We start from the raw sequence: 17,091 nt of genomic DNA, 5'->3' as shown, positions 1-17,091 counted from the left end.
CCGGAGGATTTTTAGATGAAAATTGGATTGCTTCATTCTTTGATACGAAAAGATGAGAAATTCTTAATGGATGAATTTGCAAGAATAAAAGGCATTGATCTGGTTCTTATTGATGACCGCAATATTACTTTTAATCTGGGAAAAGAAAAATTCGACCTTGATGTAGTAGTAGAGCGTTGTATTAATCACTCCAGGGCATTGCATGGCCTCCGCTTATTTGAAGCCGCGGGTATTAAATGTGTTAATTCCTATAATGTTGCTACTGTCTGCGGTGATAAACTATTAACATCCGTTGCTCTGGCCGAGAACGGTGTTCCTCAGCCGGAAGTACGAGTCGCATTCACTGAAGAGTCGGCACTAAAGGCAATTGAAGAGATGGGGTATCCGGTAGTATTAAAACCTGCTGTCGGCTCCTGGGGCAGATTGCTATCAAAAGTAAATGACAGGGATTCTGCCGAGGCAATTCTCGAGCATAAGACTGTTTTAGGTTCCTACCATCATTCCATCTTCTATATTCAGAAATATGTCGAGAAAAAAGGAAAAGATATCAGAAGCTTTGTCGTTGGCGATAAATGTATTGCCGCCATTTATAGAACATCGCCTCACTGGATTACCAATACCGCCAGAGGCGGTGTTGCTACAAACTGCACGGTTACTGATGAACTGAACGATATTTCTGTAAGAGCAGCCAATGCTGTTGGCGGAGGAATTGTCGCTATCGATGTTTTTGAAACTGCGGATGGACTGATGGTCAACGAGGTGAATTATACTATGGAGTATAAGAACAGTATTACAACTACCGGTGTAAATATTCCCCAGAAAATGGTTGAGTATATTCTACAAGTAGCTGAAGGCAGGTAATGGAAAAGATTAAAGTATCTATTGTTGGTGCATCCGGTTATACGGGTGGAGAGCTACTCAGACTCCTTCTATTTCATCCTTTTGTTGAAGTTTTTCAGGTCACTTCGGAAAGCTATACAGGAAAATTCGTTCACAAAGTTCATCCTAACCTCAGAAAATCGACTTCATTAAAATTTATTTCTTCTTCAGAACTTCAGCAGTGCGACCTCTTGTTTTTATGTCTGCCGCATAACAGCTCTCAAAATCATATCGATAAGTTTATAACCCTTGCACCTAAGATTATCGATCTGAGCGCGGATTTCCGTCTGAAGAATGAATCAGAATACGAAAAATGGTACGGACATAAGCATGCCCGGCCGGACCTTCTCAACCGGTTTGTTTATGGCATCCCGGAACTTCATCGCGAAGAGATGAAAAAAGCCGACTATGTCTCAAGTGCCGGATGCAATGCGACTGCTAGTATTTTGGGACTTTATCCCTTATATAAGAACGGTCTTGTTGATGAAGAAAGAACTGTAATAGAAGTTAAAGCCGGTAGCAGTGAAGGCGGCAATAAGGTGAATGAAGGTTCTCATCACCCAGAAAGGGCAGGTGTTGTAAGATCTTATATGCCCACACAGCACCGTCATACTGCTGAAATATTGCAGGAACTCTCATTCGGGAAAAAGATAGATGTTCATTTCTCCGCTACTGCTATCGATATGGTAAGGGGTCTTCTGGCTACATGTCATGTATTCCTGAAAAATGATCTTCCAGAAAAAGAGATCTGGAAAGTTTACCGAGATGCTTACGGAAATGAACCCTTCATTAGAATTGTAAAAGAGAGCGAAGGAATTTACCGTTACCCGGAACCCAAACTCTTAAGCGGCACCAATTATTGTGATATCGGATTTAAGAAGGATGAATTTTCTAACCGGCTCGTTGTTATAAGCGCAATAGATAACCTGATGAAAGGCGCTGCCGGGCAGGCTGTTCAGGCTTTTAATCTTATGTTCGGCTTCGATGAAAGAACCGGTCTTGAATTCCCCGGTTTGCATCCGATTTAATAGAGCAATTTCTATGTGCCGGCTCCTATATATTAATTCAAAAAAAGAATTTCTGATGCAGGAATTTCTGCAGAAATTTGCGGTTATCGCTAAAGAAAGCAGGGAGTATCAGGGCCATGGCTGGGGATGTTCTTTTCTGAAAAACGGTGTATGGGGTCACTATAAAAATGTTAATCCTATCTGGGAGGATGACTTTTCATTATTTGGAAAGACCAGTCGGCTGATTGTTCATGCCAGAAGTGCGTTCCGGGACGAAGGAATTATTGTTGAAAATAATATGCCTTTCCATGACGGCAGGTATATCTTTATTTTTAACGGCGAATTAAGAGGAGTGAAAATTAAAGAGGAAGGCCGAATCGGCGCTGAAAAAATTTTTAACTACATAAAACGATTTGATAAAAACAATATTAAAGATGCAATTCTCAAAGGGACGGAAATAATCATAAAAAAATCATCCTACATTAGAGCTATGAATATAATTCTAAATGATGAAAATTCGGCCTATGTATTCTCATATTTCAATGAGGACGTGGATTATTTCACTCTCCATTCAAAAATTAATGATGATATGGCGGTCGTTTGTTCAGAGCCGTTCCGTGGTGAAACGGACTGGAATAAAATTTCAAATAATTCTCTTACGGAATTAAAATGTTTATAATTAAAATCGGCGGCGGTAAATCGATTAATATTAAGGGTATTGTAAACGACCTAGCAACTCTTAATGAAAAAATGATTATTGTTCACGGGGCAAATGCTTTAAGGGATGAACTGGCAGTCAAAATCGGCTACCAGAAAAAAATTGTTACCTCTCTCTCCGGTTACGATTCGGTTCTGAGCGATGAGGTTACTATCGACCTTATGATGATGGCTTATGCCGGAATTAAAAACAAACGGATTGTTGAACTATGTCACCAATCCGGAATCAATGCGGTCGGTCTGTCCGGACTCGATGGCAAACTAATCCAGGGTAAAAGAAATTCCGGTATAAAGGTTAGAGAAGGCGGGAAGACTCTTCTGCTAAGAGATTTTTCGGGCAAGCCGAAATCGGTTAACAGGGAATTATTAAATCTTCTTCTCGATAATAATTATACTCCTGTTATTAGTGTGCCTCTTATTGACGAAAATAATTTTGCGATAAATTCCGAAAATGACGATATCGTGGCACTCCTTCAATACGAATTTAAGGCCGGTAAAATTATTTCACTTATCGAAGAAGCAGGATTCTTGACCGATAAAAATGATCCTGCGTCTCTATTAACATCTATTTCCAAATCTGAACTTGAGGAAATGGAAAATAAGGTCGATGGAAGAATGAAAAGAAAAATTCTTGCCCTCCGGAAATTATTTGAAGCCGATGATACTACGGTGATCCTGTCGGATGGGAGAACTGAACATCCAATCATTGATGCACTAAATGGAAGGGGAACAACAATAAAATGAAAGACTACAAATCGCTTATCGAAAAGTATGAAGTAGACGTTTATCCCCGCAGGGATGTTGTACTTGTTAAAGGAAATGGTGCCCGCGTTTGGGACGATAAAGGGAACGAATATATTGATATGGCAGCAGGAATCTCGGTTGCAAATATCGGCCATGCCAACAAAATGGTTGTTGACGCTATCTCTGCACAGGCGGCAACTTTAATCACCTGCCCAAATACTTTCTATAATGATACAAAAGCATTGTTCCTCGAAAAACTCTTCTCAATTGCACCTGCTAACCTGACCAGAGCATTTCTTACAAACAGCGGAACTGAGGCTATCGAGGCCGCTATTAAATTTGCCCGACTTAATACGAAAAAGACCAAATTTATAGCTGCTATGAAAGGTTTCCACGGAAGAACTTATGGTGCTCTGAGTGCTACCTATAAAAAAGATTACAGGGAGGGATTTGAACCCCTGGTACCCGGATTTAATTTTGTGCCTTACAATAATTTTGAAAAGATTGCGGAACTCGCCGATGATGATACTGCGGCTATTATCCTTGAACCGGTTCAGGGGGAAGGCGGAATCAATGTCGGTCAGAAGGAATATTTTAGAAAAGTCAGGGATCTTTGCAACGAAAAAAATATACTCCTTATAATTGATGAAATCCAGACAGGATTCAGTCGTACCGGCAAAATGTTTGCAATTGAACATCTTGGCATTGAAGCCGATATGATGACTGTGGCCAAATCAATAGCAGGCGGTTTCCCGATGGGTGCTCTCCTCTGCTCAGATAAAATAAAAGTTGAAAAAAGTAAGCACGGTTCAACATTCGGCGGTAATCCTCTTGCCTGTGCTGCAGGTATTGCTTCCATCGATTTTATGTTAGAGAATAAATTGTGGGAAATGGCTGAATCAAAAGGGAAGTATTTTAAAGAGAGGTTTGATTCACTTCAGCTTTCTAAAGTTCGTGAATCGAGAATTATTGGATTAATGATTGGTATTGAATTGAAGGATAAAGTTCAACCTGTTCTACAGGAACTGTTGGAAAATAATATTGTTGCTCTGCCTGCAGGAACTACTGTCTTAAGAATGCTTCCTCCTTTAGTGATAGGTTATGAAGACCTGGACAGAGTATTAGAAGTTTTATCAAGAATACTAAAATAAAATTTCAGAACCGACGTTTATCATAACACGGGAATCAGATTCTTTGACTTTATAACCATTTTTGGCTTATTTTTCAAACCAAAATTAATCAATAAATGATATGATTCTTAACTATATACCGGTATTTCTTGTTCTGATTTTTGCAGCTGTCATTGCCGGTGCTATTGTATATTCATCCAGACTCTTCGGCCCTTATCGTCCCAATAAAATAAAGCAGCTTTCGTATGAGAGCGGCAAAAATCCGGTTGGAACAACACACGATCGTATTTCAATCAAATATTACCTCGTTGCTATGCTATTCATAATTTTTGATATCGAAGTGATTTTTGTTTATCCATGGGCAGTTCAGTTCAAATCTCTCTTTGCAGATTATGGACTTTTTGCTTTCATGCCAATGCTCGTATTTCTGATAGTACTTGAACTTGGATTTCTCTATATTTTTGCGAAAGGCGGTTTAAAATGGGATTAGAGGCAAAATTACAGCAGGACGGTTTCATAACTACCACAATAGATTCCATAATTGCATGGGCGAGAAAAAGTTCGGTTTGGCCTATGCCTATGGGAATTTCCTGCTGTGCAATTGAAATGATTGCTGCTGCCGATCCGAAATACGATCTCGCCCGATTCGGTTCGGAAGTTATGAGGTTTACACCCCGTCAATGCGATCTTATGATTGTTGCCGGTACTGTTACATATAAAATGGCGCAGGTTGTTAGAAGAATTTATGATCAGATGCCGGAACCCAAATGGGTTATTGCTATGGGTGCTTGTACTTCCTCCGGAGGAATGTACAGATCCTATAACGTTGTGCAGGGAATTGATCAGTTTCTACCCGTCGATGTTTATACGGCCGGTTGCCCGCCGCGCCCGGAAAATCTGATTAATGCTGTTATGACTATTCAAGCTAAAATTGCCAAGACTAAAGCCCGCGATTTTCAGGATCTGAAAACCGCTTAAATGGAAATATTTAATATCTGATATGGATTTGAAACAACTTATTATCGAAAAGATTAAAGGTAATTTCCCGGATGCGGTCAGTGAAACGACTGACTTCAGAGATGATTTATCCGTTACCGTTAAAAGTGATACTATTCTCGGCGTTGCAAAATATTTAAAAGAGGATAATGAATTACAATTTGAGATGTGCAAGGATGTTACCGCAATCGACTGGGCTACACGCAAGAACCGTTTCGCCGTTGTTTATCATATCTATTCATTTAAGCTGAACTTTAATCTACGGTTAAAATCTATTGTTGAAGTTGATCCTCCGGTTATAGATTCAGTTACGTCTGTCTGGCCCGGTGCCGACTGGTATGAAAGAGAAACATATGATATGTACGGTATCGTTTTTAATAATCATCCCGATCTTAGAAGAATGTATATGCCGGAAGGTTTCCAGTATCATCCCTTAAGGAAGGATTTCCCTGTCCTTGGAATTCCGGACAGTCTACCGTTACCTGAAAAAATTTAATTCTATGGATATAAGAACTAATATATACTCCGACGAGAAGCTGTTAAAAAAAATAGCTGAAGACAGAGAGATTATCATTGAAGATGCGCTCGATAATGAAATGATAATCAATATGGGTCCTCAGCATCCCGCTACACATGGTGTGTTAAGATTGGTTTTAAGGCTCGACGGCGAAACCGTGTTATCTGTTGTGCCTGAGTTGGGATACCTCCACCGAGGATATGAAAAGATGGCCGAAGAGATGAGTTATATAGAATATATCCCTCACACAGACCGTCTCGATTACACAGCAACACTCTGCAACAATGTGGCATACATACTTGCGGTAGAAAAACTTCTCGGCATCGAAGCCCCTAAAAGGGCTCAGTTCATTAGAATGTTGGTTGTCGAATTGTCCCGGCTTGCCGCGCATATGGTTGCTATCGGCACTTATGCTATGGATGTAGGCGCTGTTACTATGGTGATGTGGACTTTCCGCGAACGTGAGAAAATCCAGAATATTTTCGACCGTCTTGCAGGTGCCAGATTTACAACAAGTTATACGAGAATCGGCGGGGTTGCCTCCGATGCCGATGATGTTACTCTTAAAATGGTAAAGGAATTTCTCGATCAATTCCACAGTGCTCTCGATGAAATGGATAAACTGCTTCTTGGTAACCGTATTTTTATCGACCGGCTTGAAGGAATCGGTGTTCTTACAAAGGAGGATGCAATAGCTTTGGGTGTTACAGGGCCTAATCTTCGTGCATCTGGTGTTGAGTATGATATCCGAAGAGCTAAACCGTATCTGTTCTATAATGAAATCGATTTCAAGATTCCTACTTACAATGAAGGGGATTGTCTTGCTAGATATTTCCTCCGCGGCGATGAAGTAAGAGAAAGTGTCAAAATTCTATATCAGATTCTGGATAAAATGCCCGGGGGCGAAATAATTGCTAATGATCCGAAACATGCCCTTCCGCATAAAACTGAAATCTATTCTAAAATGGAAGAACTGATCCATGATTTCATGATTATTAATCACGGGGTTAATCCGCCGGCCGGTGACGTTTTCTTCTCAGCTGAAAATCCGAAAGGTGAACTGGGTTTTTATATTGTTAGTAATGGATCAGGACATCCCTGGAAAATGAAAATTCGATCTCCTTCGTTCTGTAATCTTCAGGCAATTGCAAAAATATGTAAAGGGGCAATGATCTCGGATGTTATTGCAATTATCGGCAGTCTCGACCCGGTGATGGGAGAAGCAGATAAATAATTAATAATTCTGGTCAGTTTCTTGCTCATACTCTTGATCCTGATCTAATATAAAATAAAAAATTATGGCTTTTAAATTTACTGAAGAAAATTTAGCGCGGATTGATAAAGCACGTAAGAAATATCCGACCGCACTCGCCGCAGTTATGGATTCGGTTTATATTGCACAGGAACAGAATGGTTATTTGAGCAACGAGGCAATGGAAGAGATCGCAAGTGTTCTTGGAATAGATAAAGTAAATGTCCTTAGCGTCGTGACTTTCTATACGATGTATCACACAAAGCCGATGGGTAAATATCATGTCCAGGTGTGCACGAATGTCTCATGTATGCTTAGAGGTGCTTATGAAATATGGGACCTGGTCAGGGATAAACTCGGACTCGAAAATATGCAGGTCTCTGCCGACGGGAAATACTCCCTGGAGGAGGTCGAATGTATGGGCGCTTGCGGTTATGCACCTATGATTGCAGTTAATGAAGATTTTTATGAAAACCTAACTAAAGAAAAAGTTGAAGAAATCCTGGAATCTTTAAAGTAATGGAAAGAATCGTACTGCCCGAAATAAAAGATTTTAATCGGATCGAAGTTTATCTTGCGAACGGAGGATTCGATTCCGCAAGAAAAGCTTTTGATCAGTCGCCCGACGATATTATCGATCAGGTTAAGAAATCAGGCTTGCGCGGAAGGGGAGGAGCTGCTTTTTCTGCAGGATTGAAATGGAGCTTCATGCCTAAGACCTCCGATAAACCGAAATACCTCTGTATCAACGGCGATGAGAGCGAACCGGGTTCGTTTAAAGACAGACAGATCTTTGAGTTCAATCCGTTCCAGCTTATAGAAGGCGCAATTATTACATGTTATGCTATTGGTGCAGGTGTGGCATATTTGTATATCCGAGGAGAGTACCATAAATGGATTAAGCTAATGCAGAATGCTATTGATACTGCATATGAACGCGGATACCTCGGCGAAAAGATGAAATCGGTTTTTAATACGGATTTTTCTTGCGATCTGTTCATTCATAAAGGTGCCGGCGCCTATATCTGCGGTGAGGAATCTTCTCTTATGAATTCGATCGAAGGTTATCGCGGATATCCGAGAGTTAAACCTCCATTTCCCGCACAGAGTGGACTTTGGGGCTGTCCTACAACAATTAACAACGTAGAAACGATAACAAATGTACCTCCGGTAATTTCAAAGGGATGGGAGTGGTTTTCTAAAATCGGCGCCCCAAAACATCCTGGCACATTGCTATATGGAATAAGCGGACACGTAAACAAACCCGGCGTTTATGAATATCCGACAGGTATGCTTCTGACAGAACTGATATATGATGTTGCAGGCGGAGTTCCCGGTGGGAAAAAAATCAAATGTGTAATTCCGGGCGGATCATCTATGCCCCCGTTACAAGGCGATCAGCTCGAAGGTGTTCGGATGGATGCCGAATCTCTGAAAGAAGCCGGTTCGGCGGTTGGTACTGCAGGAATTATGGTTATGGATGAGGATACAAACCTTCTTAATGTCCTTCTAAGAATCGCGCATTTCTATCATCATGAAAGTTGCGGCCAGTGTACTCCCTGCCGTGAAGGGACAGGATGGATGGAAAAAACTCTTCACAGGATAAAGGACGGATTTGGTACTTCTAAAGATCTTGATCTTCTTGTAAGTGTTGCAAATAATATTGAAGGGAACACAATCTGTGCCCTTGGAGATGCTGCTGCCTGGCCGGTTAAATTTATGATTACAAGATTCAGAGATGAATTTGAAAAGTATGTTAATATGGAATTCTCAATTCCCGTTCCCAATAAAGTCCACTCGATGAGGAATTCTTCAATACCGCTTGCCGATATTGATAAATGATTGCAATACAAAAAGAGCCCCGTAAAAGGGGCTCTTTTCTAATAAGTTTTTCAGTTCATGTTATTTGAGTAGAATCATTTTTACCGATTTTGAATAATCGCCCGCTTTTAATTGATAAAAATAGATTCCGCTGCTTAAGTGTGTAGCATGGTATTCTACTTCATATGTTCCCGGGCTCATTTCCTCGTTAAGCAACTGATCGACCTTCTTGCCCAGAATATCGTAAATAATTAATTCAACATGATATTTACCTTTGGCTCCGGAGGAAGGAAGTCCGAATTTTATCTTTGTAGATGGATTGAACGGATTCGGGTAATTCTGAGATAGCCTGAATTCATCCGGTACAATTAATTTATTTTCGAATACAGATACAGGTCCGGCTCCGGTTCTGAATTGTATTCTCTTACCCGGGAAATGAATTGCGGCGGTTTTTAACATTGAACCATCATGAGTTACTGGCGAAATTGCTGTCCTTGCATAGTAATCTGAATTCGGATTTAAATCGACTTTTGGTATGTAAGTTACACTGTATACGTTCAAGGCCTGCGTTACGGGATGACCCTGATCGGGACAGACGGATTCAATTGTTGGTCCAACAAATACATCGAGTGTAAAAGGGTCGTCGCCTATTATAGCAATATCCTCTGTCCGGAATTGGCAATTTGTTGGTATATCAGTATCTCCATCATGAGGATACTGAAATCCAACCGGGTTCGGAAACCATTGGTCATTAGTAGTAAACTTTCTGATCTGGCTCATACTATAAGTATTTCCGAACTGTTCTACTATCCTCCAATAATATGTTTCATTATCCTGTAATAAATCGGCAGGCACTGTAAATACCCCTGTATTTGTTGCTATTGAGTGGCTAAATGGGTATCCAACGTTCGGTGTAACTGCTTCCGGAGTTGTTCCGATGTAAAAGTCAACAGATAATGCGTTGTCTGGATCGTCCCAATAAAAATCCAATGGATTTCTTGGAATGTTGGTTGCATTATTACCCGGAGATAATAGAGTCGCTGCAGAGTAATCTGTTGCTCCGGTTATGAAATTAGAAATACTCGATGTAGTATTCCCGAGAGAATTACCATATACGATCGTCCAGTAGTATGTCTTATTCGGATCGAGAGGCCATGGATATGTAAATGAATTTAGTTCTTCCGGAGAAGATGAAAATGGAGGTGATATACTTGGATCCGCTTCAACGCTTGATGTCCCGAAAAAGACCAGGGTTTGAGTAACAACCGGTCTTACCCCTGTTAATGCCGGCTGTTCGAATGTCAAGTCAGGTGATGGGTTGGGTATTATACCGGTTTGACCGTATGTTGGTGTTTTAAGATATGCTGACCAGGGTTTGCCATAAGTACTGAATGTTTGAGTTATAGAATTGTTTGAAGTATTAATATCCTGTGAGAAATCGAGATAATACAGAACTGAATATTCCTGCGATGCCGTTGATATAAATGAACTGGAAAATGTATACTGCTTTGTTTCGCCCACTCCGATTGCACCACCCTGCATCGAACCGGAATAGACTGTGTTGCCGTTTTTGTCCTTGATAACTGCACCCAGATACCAGGAACCGGCTGGAAGTGCGGGTCCTATTGCGTTTTTAATTTCAACTGTTACGGGAAGACTCTTGCTTATAGGGTATTTAGTGTCCTTGGCGGGGCTTACACCTTTAACCACCTGCATATCGTTACCCAATAAAAAAACGGGTAAGAAAAAGAACAGCAACAATAATTTTGGTAGGTTTTTTCTCATCTCTGCGCCCTCATTTGTTAGCAGTTATATCTGAGGAGAAAGGAGATTTATATTTCAGATTATATTTCGAAGGTAATTGTCCTGGATTAATCTAATATTCGGTTTACACAGAATCAACCATTTTTTTCAAGTTAATGATCTTTGTCAATATTAATGTCCATCAATATTTCGATGAAATATATTTAATACATTCTTTAGCACCCTGATGATTAGGATTCAATCTTAGACATTCATAAAAATCCCTTCCTGCAAGTTCATATTGACTGATCATCATGAAGCAGTAACCGCGGTTAAATAGCGGATCAGGATAATCTGTATCGATTTTAATTGCTTCCGTTAAAATCGGTATAGCTTCCTTGTAAAAATTTCTTTTCATCAGAACTGTTGCCAGGTTATTTAGTGCTTTCGCATTCTCAGGTTCTATTTCAAGTGCTTTTATGAAATTCAGATGTGCATTATCATAATCACCAATCATGAAAAAGATATTTCCGCGGTTATTATAATACCTTGAATTGTAAGGATTAACTTTAATAGCCCCGTTGGAATAATAGAGTGCTGAATCCGGTTGATTTTTTAGTTGGAAAGCAATTGAAAGGTTGTTCAGAGCATTATGATAGTCGGGTGATTTATGAATTGCTTTCCTGTAGTAAAAAATCGCGCTGTCTATTAATCCCATTCCCTGGTATGTGTATCCTTTATTATTCCAGTACATCGGATTCTTATTGCTAAGCTCAATCGCCTTATTAAAATCTGAAAGCGCAGTCAAAAACATATTGCGGTCCCGGAAGGCGATTCCCCTGTGATTGTATGCGTCGGAATAATTTGAATCAAGTTTAATTGCCCGTGTGTACTGCTGTATCGCTTTGTCGTATTCTTTCTTTGAGTAGTAATATGTCCCCAGATTATTATGTGGAACCGGATTTAAAGGAGCGGCATCAATATTCTGCTGCCAGAGCGTAATACCGTCCTTCCAGTAATAATTCTGATTGATCGTCAGTATCGAAAAAGTAATTGTAATTATACTGAGAATTGTGAGAGGAACTATTACATTTTTTATTTTTAAGTTGAAGATTAAAGTTGATAGAATTAATCCGAAACCGATAACTACCGGATAAAGCCGGTATTCAAATATCACATACTTTAGGGGAATTATGCTCGATTCAATTGCAAGAAGAATGAAAAACATCAGAATTCCGAAACTGATCATCGGTTTTCTCTTTAAGAGGATAATTCCCGCAAATAATAGAATGATTAGAGAAATACCGCTTGCTAAAACAGCCGGTTCAAATAAAGAATTTGAAACCGGGAAGTGATAGAAAAGATGCTGATTAATTGGTACAACAAGTAATCTTATGTAAGTGATGAGTACCTGTAATTCCGTAAGGAAATAGTTATAGATTGAAGGAGCCTCAGACTGTGCGGGGATTCCCCGGGTAAAAAATATCAGAGCAGTTCCGGCAACAATAATTCCGGATAAGGTATAAATAAATTTGCTGCTTCTACTTTTATCTGATTCACGTAAAAATATTATTTCGATAAGAATTAAAGTGAGCGGAAGAGAGTAGATTATTTCCTTACTGAATATCCCCAGTATGAATGAAATAAATGAGATTAAGAAATAAATGTATTTAACAAGGTTGCCCGGTCCGGTAATCTGCAATAACCTCGCTTTCAAATAAAAGTATATTGCCAATATGTAGAACAGGATTGCAAGCGATACCATCCTCTGTGTAATGTATGTTACAACCTGTACCTGAACAGGATGAAGAGCAAATATCAGTGAAGTAAAAAGTGCTATCTTTTCTTTAAACCGAAGGATCGGTTTGTCATTGAAAGCATTCGATTTGAAAAGTAGTAAGATTAAACCGTATACCAGGAATGAATTTATCAAATGAAGTAAAAAATTCGTTAAGTGGTAATAGAATACGTTATAACCTCCTTGAAGAAAATTCAGAGAAAATGTTAGGTAAGGCAGCTGTCTGTTGTAAAAGGGGATTAGCCATCTGCCGGGGTCAGAAAATTTTTTTAGATACCCAATAGTCGGATTGTTCAGGATTGTGTGGTTATCATCAAGCTGAAATCCTGTTGTGAATGAATTATAATATGTTATTAAAAGAAATATTGTAATAATTAGGAATGGAGTGAGGGATTTAAATTTTTTAATAAATTCGCTCTTCATTTCAAATACTTTGCTATTTTTTTACCGGTTCTGAACTTACCAAGCATCCGCGGATCAAAAAGCGAAAACAACCCAACTGCAATTCCTATTAATACGAATGATTCCAGCGGATTTAAATTATAAAAGTATCCCGATACAAAATGAGCCCTCCAATGACCTAACCAGCCGGGTATTCTCTCTAGAAAGATTATTGTTTTACCGTCCATTTCTGTTATAGCCTTTGCAATAGGAACTGGTGGGGTTTTTTGGATATATCCTGTTGTAACCATTATTAGAATTACTGAAACAAGAACTGCAGTAAAAATAAATCGTTTTGTTTTGTAGAATTGCTTTGTTGCCGCGATATTCAGAGGCAGTCTGTGAAAGCCGTAATACATTAAAAGTCCGCCAATCGTTCCTATGGTATTCAGGAAAAAATCATTGAAATCTAAGTATTTGTGGCCTGGTGCGGTTATATAAAACTGAAAGACTTCGTCCAGTATACCGATCATTACACCGGCAAATAATATCCTGTTGTAATAAAAGTGATTTCTGCCAGGATCAAACGTCCAGCCGATCAGAAAAACCAATCCAAAATACTGTACAAAGTGAACATATTCTACTGCATGAAGACTGAATACCCGGTAAAAGTAATATACAAATATCAGATAGAGATAAATGAATAAAAAAGTATAAACCCTGTTATTCCCCTTAATCGCACGGTATAATACATAGCAGACAATTATAAGCACCAGAACTATACTTGCTTCTAAAGAATAATTCCTGGGAACGAAATCCCCTGTAATAGACTTTAATCTCCCGACAACCAGTGCGGTTACTTCAACATGAAGAAGAAAAGAAAAAAATACGTAAGCTAAGGTAAGAAGTAAAAGGAGGATGGTGATGAACTTATTTCTGTCCTTGAGCATCTGTAAGTTCAATGATTGTTCGAGATGGTGATTCAATATACAAAAAGAATTTCTTGCATATAACAATTTTCTGTCGACTGTGATCTATTCTTGAAACCGATACAATTAGTATAAAATATGTTGTCCTAATAGATAATAATTCCCATTTTACTCTAAGCCTAATAAAATTAATAGGTACACGAATGCAACGAACAGGATTTCATCCTCTTTTCCTCGCCGGTTTAATTGGTTCATTTATTTTCGGTTCATCTTTCCTTGTGGATCTCATTAAAGTCTATTTTGAAGATCAAAATATTTACTGGACTCCCGCAAAACTGAGCCTGAGCCTGGATGATACCGGAAATTCCTTCCAATTCTTTATCCAAAAAGAAGGATTGAAAAAGCTTGTCTCAAGTGAAACTCTTTATTTACGCGAAGATGAAGGAGTATATAAACCGGTTACCTTCGGGGATATAAAAATCCGTATGAACAACTGGAATGAGCAAAAGTCTTCTATACTTGGCAGGGCTGTATTTACCGGTTTCTTTTTCGGGAGTTCTATGTGTATGTTAATAATCGGCGCCGTAATAAAACGAAAAGAACTTCCTGTATAGATCCAAAATTCGGAGAACTTAAATTGAGAGATTCCGGCGAAACCTTCCGCTTGGTAGATCTCAAGTTAGCAGCCTGCAGGTTTACTCACATTGTCCGTTACTCCCGAACTACCGGGATTGGTTGGAGCCGCCAAAAGGTTTAAAATGAAGAAGGCTTTGAATACTCAAAGCCCTATTGCGGAGAGAGAGAGATTCGAACTCTCGGTAGCAGTTTACCCACTACGACGGTTTAGCAAACCGTTGGTTTCAGCCACTCACCCATCTCTCCGTGCTGAATCTTTCAAATTTGCATTGCGAATATAACCAGATTCTGAATAACTAAAAAATCTATAGGTGAAAAAATAATTTATACATAATTCGTGCGTTAATCCCTGCTTCCGGCAGAATTACTTTTACCCGTGAAAGATGATTCCTATGAATCCTGTTGAATATATTATCTATATTTAAGGAAAATGAGTGAACAAGATGATCGTTATTGATGCTGTATTGAAAAAATAAATTAAATATGCTGTATCCTGCAGTCGGCTCTTCAAATAAGTCAATCCTCTTTTGATCCGAGGCAAATTCACCCGATATACCGGCTGCCAACTGATCGAATTCATATTTGATGCTTATCTGACCCTTGAACGGCGGTATCTGTGGAAGTGGTTTCCTGCCTTCCTTAATAGTTCCCCTTGAATAACTGGCCGAAAATCCTAATGATATTCTTTCAAAAAATTTCCAATCGAATTGAAGTTCCATACCGTACAGGATTGCATCCACTCCGGTTGTTGCATAAATAGGAAGGAAGGTAGCATAGTTGATTTCACCTGTGTTTCGTGGAATTATGTAATCAGCAATATCATTGTAAAAAAGGTTGATGTTGTAATAGAGATCGGTAAATTTATGATAAATAAAAATTTCAGCGCCTAGTCCGCTTTCATCTATTAGATCAGGATTCCCGGTTTCATAAGAATAAGCGGCAAGATGCGGACCTTCGGAAAACAATTCTTCAATTGTAGGGACACGTGAGGATTTGCTGATATTTGCACCGATGTGAACTATCTTAGTCAATTCATACAGTACAGATAGAGAGGCTGAGTATGTAAAAAATTCTCTCTGCCGGATATTACCGATATTAGAAATCGGCTTTTCTCTTTCCGGTTTAATTAGATCATAGTTTGCTCTTATCCCCGTCTCAAATGTAAAACGGTTCATTGCAATAGTTTCGAATCCGAATAGAGCAATATTGTAAGATTTAGTAGGGGAAGTAAAGACGAATCCGCCTATTTCAAAATCTTTCATTTCACCTGAAAGACCGATTTTACCATTATCAAAAAAACCTAACCTGCCGTGCATTGCGTTGATAGAAATTGAATGATCCATAATTCTAAACTCGGATCCGACCCTGCCGCTCTTTTCAAATTCCTTATGCCTGTAAAGCTGTCCGCCGTATGAAAATTCCAATGTGTTAAACAATGAATTTTCGAAAATGATTTCAGTTATAAAACGGAACTGGTTTTTATATAAGGAAATATTTACACCTCCGGGATGAGCCCCTACAAATCCCCCTGGTATACCGTAATCAAGTTCGAACCTTCTGAAGGAAGTACCGATCCTGATATTGTCGTTTATGTATGATCCGCCTAATGATAAATTTGTGTTTGATGATCCTGAGTTTTTAAGATTTCCTTCCGGAGTCATTAAGTCATCTGTTTTTCTTCTGCTTCCTTCAAGGCGTAATGCAAAATTTTTATAAGGTATCTCAGTAATCAATGAACCGATATATCCATTGTTCGCCGATTCATAGTATCCTCCAATTGTTCCGAAAGGGGCATTGTGAACCTGCTTTGGTATCTCATTCCGAACAACATTAACCACCCCGCCTATAGTAACAGGTGTATATGTAAGAATTTTTGGACCCCGGATTACTTCGATCCTGTCGATTGAAAAAGGCTCTACCGTTAAAGCATGATCCGGAGAAGTTGCCGATAAATCGACGGTCTTTTTACCGTCTTCACTTATCATTACACGATCGCCTCCAAGTCCTCTGATTACTGGCCGGGCAGGTGCCGGACCCATCGAACGCATTGCGATTCCTGTTTCATTTTTCAATGTTGATGCTAACGTTAGTCCTAGATCCTTTTGAAGTTCCTTACCTTTAAGAACATTTGATAGTTCATAAAGATCCTGAAACTTTGAGACCGAGGATTTATCGGAAACAATTACTGTGGAAATCTCAATGGCCTTGGGCAGAATGTAAACTGCGAATATGGAACCGGAACTTTCACTGAATTTAATTGTGGCAAGAGTTTCTTTATAACCTACGTGAGTTACTTTGAGAGTATAACTGCCTTCATCTATATTTACGAAGGTAAAGTTTCCATTGGCATCGGATGTAGTGAATTTGTTATTGTATAGCAATTCAACAGCTGCATTAGGAACCGGTTTATTTGTTTCGGCATCTATTATAATTCCGCTCAAATTTCCTTTGTAAATGGTTCTGGCATTTACCGGATAATAACAGAAAATATACGCTGCCGCCACCATTATTATAACGAGGCTTATATTTCTTCTTTTCATT

16 protein-coding genes and 1 tRNA gene are annotated in these 17,091 nt (G+C 39.2%); 12 read left to right on the top strand and 5 right to left on the bottom strand.

Going from position 1 to position 17,091, the window contains the following annotated elements; genetic code table 11:
* Window positions 1-15 precede the first annotated feature (15 nt).
* The 11 genes from lysX to nuoF all read left to right on the top strand — a co-directional run bounded on the left by lysX (window position 16) and on the right by nuoF (window position 9,084).
* Window positions 16-861 carry a lysine biosynthesis protein LysX gene (gene lysX / locus PLZ15_14960; protein ID HOI31043.1) on the top strand — a complete coding sequence of 282 codons (846 nt, stop codon included), beginning with the start codon at window positions 16-18 and terminating at the stop codon, window positions 859-861.
* Window positions 861-1,907, top strand: a complete 1,047-nt coding sequence (gene argC / locus PLZ15_14955) for an N-acetyl-gamma-glutamyl-phosphate reductase (GenBank protein ID HOI31042.1) — start codon at window positions 861-863, stop codon at window positions 1,905-1,907. Before lysX ends, argC begins: the two co-directional genes overlap by 1 nt.
* A gap of 55 nt (window positions 1,908-1,962) precedes the next feature.
* On the top strand, window positions 1,963-2,565 hold the full coding sequence (locus PLZ15_14950) for a hypothetical protein (GenBank protein ID HOI31041.1): 603 nt from the start codon (window positions 1,963-1,965) through the stop codon (window positions 2,563-2,565).
* Window positions 2,556-3,347: a [LysW]-aminoadipate kinase gene (locus tag PLZ15_14945; protein HOI31040.1), complete on the top strand. Its 792-nt coding sequence runs from the start codon at window positions 2,556-2,558 to the stop codon at window positions 3,345-3,347. Before PLZ15_14950 ends, PLZ15_14945 begins: the two co-directional genes overlap by 10 nt.
* On the top strand, window positions 3,344-4,498 hold the full coding sequence (locus PLZ15_14940) for an acetylornithine/succinylornithine family transaminase (GenBank protein ID HOI31039.1): 1,155 nt from the start codon (window positions 3,344-3,346) through the stop codon (window positions 4,496-4,498). The genes PLZ15_14945 and PLZ15_14940 overlap by 4 nt, the downstream gene beginning before the upstream one ends.
* Before the next feature lie 100 nt (window positions 4,499-4,598).
* On the top strand, window positions 4,599-4,967 hold the full coding sequence (gene ndhC, locus PLZ15_14935) for an NADH-quinone oxidoreductase subunit A (protein ID HOI31038.1): 369 nt from the start codon (window positions 4,599-4,601) through the stop codon (window positions 4,965-4,967).
* The gene (nuoB, locus tag PLZ15_14930) at window positions 4,958-5,455 is read left to right on the top strand and encodes an NADH-quinone oxidoreductase subunit NuoB (GenBank protein HOI31037.1); all 498 of its coding nucleotides are present in this window, start codon (window positions 4,958-4,960) and stop codon (window positions 5,453-5,455) included. The genes ndhC and nuoB overlap by 10 nt, the downstream gene beginning before the upstream one ends.
* A 22-nt stretch (window positions 5,456-5,477) precedes the next feature.
* Entirely contained in the window at window positions 5,478-5,969 is a 492-nt protein-coding gene (locus tag PLZ15_14925) for an NADH-quinone oxidoreductase subunit C (protein ID HOI31036.1), read from the top strand.
* Window positions 5,929-7,224, top strand: coding sequence for an NADH dehydrogenase (quinone) subunit D (gene nuoD, locus PLZ15_14920; protein ID HOI31035.1), 1,296 nt, complete (start codon window positions 5,929-5,931; stop codon window positions 7,222-7,224). The genes PLZ15_14925 and nuoD overlap by 41 nt, the downstream gene beginning before the upstream one ends.
* A 64-nt stretch (window positions 7,225-7,288) precedes the next feature.
* Window positions 7,289-7,762 carry an NAD(P)H-dependent oxidoreductase subunit E gene (locus PLZ15_14915; GenBank protein ID HOI31034.1) on the top strand — a complete coding sequence of 158 codons (474 nt, stop codon included), beginning with the start codon at window positions 7,289-7,291 and terminating at the stop codon, window positions 7,760-7,762.
* A complete protein-coding gene (gene nuoF, locus PLZ15_14910; GenBank protein HOI31033.1) occupies window positions 7,762-9,084 on the top strand; it encodes an NADH-quinone oxidoreductase subunit NuoF in 1,323 nt (440 codons plus the stop codon). Before PLZ15_14915 ends, nuoF begins: the two co-directional genes overlap by 1 nt.
* A 60-nt stretch (window positions 9,085-9,144) precedes the next feature.
* Here the strand turns inward: nuoF and PLZ15_14905 are convergent, their stop codons facing one another.
* The 3 genes from PLZ15_14905 to PLZ15_14895 form a co-directional block, all read right to left on the bottom strand.
* Window positions 9,145-10,848, bottom strand: coding sequence for a T9SS type A sorting domain-containing protein (locus PLZ15_14905; GenBank protein ID HOI31032.1), 1,704 nt, complete (start codon window positions 10,846-10,848; stop codon window positions 9,145-9,147).
* Between the two features lie 160 nt (window positions 10,849-11,008).
* Window positions 11,009-13,027, bottom strand: coding sequence for a tetratricopeptide repeat protein (locus PLZ15_14900; GenBank protein ID HOI31031.1), 2,019 nt, complete (start codon window positions 13,025-13,027; stop codon window positions 11,009-11,011).
* Complete coding sequence (locus tag PLZ15_14895; GenBank protein HOI31030.1) at window positions 13,024-13,935, bottom strand: hypothetical protein; 912 nt, start codon at window positions 13,933-13,935, stop codon at window positions 13,024-13,026. The genes PLZ15_14900 and PLZ15_14895 overlap by 4 nt, the downstream gene beginning before the upstream one ends.
* 182 nt (window positions 13,936-14,117) lie before the next feature.
* Between PLZ15_14895 and PLZ15_14890 the strand changes: the two genes are divergently transcribed.
* Window positions 14,118-14,528 carry a hypothetical protein gene (locus PLZ15_14890; protein ID HOI31029.1) on the top strand — a complete coding sequence of 137 codons (411 nt, stop codon included), beginning with the start codon at window positions 14,118-14,120 and terminating at the stop codon, window positions 14,526-14,528.
* A gap of 178 nt (window positions 14,529-14,706) precedes the next feature.
* On the opposite strand, the gene PLZ15_14885 is transcribed toward PLZ15_14890, so the two are convergent.
* Both PLZ15_14885 and PLZ15_14880 read right to left on the bottom strand, forming a co-directional pair.
* A tRNA-Ser gene (locus tag PLZ15_14885) sits at window positions 14,707-14,796 on the bottom strand.
* 59 nt (window positions 14,797-14,855) lie between these two features.
* Window positions 14,856-17,090 carry a TonB-dependent receptor gene (locus PLZ15_14880; protein HOI31028.1) on the bottom strand — a complete coding sequence of 745 codons (2,235 nt, stop codon included), beginning with the start codon at window positions 17,088-17,090 and terminating at the stop codon, window positions 14,856-14,858.
* Window position 17,091 lies beyond the last annotated feature (1 nt).

Source organism: Melioribacteraceae bacterium (assembly GCA_035362835.1).
Classification (GTDB): Bacteria; Bacteroidota; Ignavibacteria; order Ignavibacteriales; family Melioribacteraceae; genus DSXH01.
The sequence above is the reverse complement of the archived record's forward strand: the minus strand, read 5'-3'. Positions and strand labels throughout refer to the sequence as shown.

Excerpts from the sequence above, each read along its gene's own strand:
- lysX (HOI31043.1), top strand. The coding sequence starts at position 16 with ATGAAAATTGGATTGCTTCATTCTTTGATACGAAAAGATGAGAAATTC.
- argC (HOI31042.1), top strand. The coding sequence starts at position 861 with ATGGAAAAGATTAAAGTATCTATTGTTGGTGCATCCGGTTATACGGGT.
- PLZ15_14950 (HOI31041.1), top strand. The coding sequence starts at position 1,963 with ATGCAGGAATTTCTGCAGAAATTTGCGGTTATCGCTAAAGAAAGCAGG.
- PLZ15_14945 (HOI31040.1), top strand. The coding sequence starts at position 2,556 with ATGTTTATAATTAAAATCGGCGGCGGTAAATCGATTAATATTAAGGGT.
- PLZ15_14940 (HOI31039.1), top strand. The coding sequence starts at position 3,344 with ATGAAAGACTACAAATCGCTTATCGAAAAGTATGAAGTAGACGTTTAT.
- ndhC (HOI31038.1), top strand. The coding sequence starts at position 4,599 with ATGATTCTTAACTATATACCGGTATTTCTTGTTCTGATTTTTGCAGCT.
- nuoB (HOI31037.1), top strand. The coding sequence starts at position 4,958 with ATGGGATTAGAGGCAAAATTACAGCAGGACGGTTTCATAACTACCACA.
- PLZ15_14925 (HOI31036.1), top strand. The coding sequence starts at position 5,478 with ATGGATTTGAAACAACTTATTATCGAAAAGATTAAAGGTAATTTCCCG.
- PLZ15_14915 (HOI31034.1), top strand. The coding sequence starts at position 7,289 with ATGGCTTTTAAATTTACTGAAGAAAATTTAGCGCGGATTGATAAAGCA.
- nuoF (HOI31033.1), top strand. The coding sequence starts at position 7,762 with ATGGAAAGAATCGTACTGCCCGAAATAAAAGATTTTAATCGGATCGAA.
- PLZ15_14905 (HOI31032.1), bottom strand. The coding sequence starts at position 10,848 with ATGAGAAAAAACCTACCAAAATTATTGTTGCTGTTCTTTTTCTTACCC.
- PLZ15_14900 (HOI31031.1), bottom strand. The coding sequence starts at position 13,027 with ATGAAGAGCGAATTTATTAAAAAATTTAAATCCCTCACTCCATTCCTA.
- PLZ15_14895 (HOI31030.1), bottom strand. The coding sequence starts at position 13,935 with ATGCTCAAGGACAGAAATAAGTTCATCACCATCCTCCTTTTACTTCTT.
- PLZ15_14890 (HOI31029.1), top strand. The coding sequence starts at position 14,118 with ATGCAACGAACAGGATTTCATCCTCTTTTCCTCGCCGGTTTAATTGGT.
- PLZ15_14880 (HOI31028.1), bottom strand. The coding sequence starts at position 17,090 with ATGAAAAGAAGAAATATAAGCCTCGTTATAATAATGGTGGCGGCAGCG.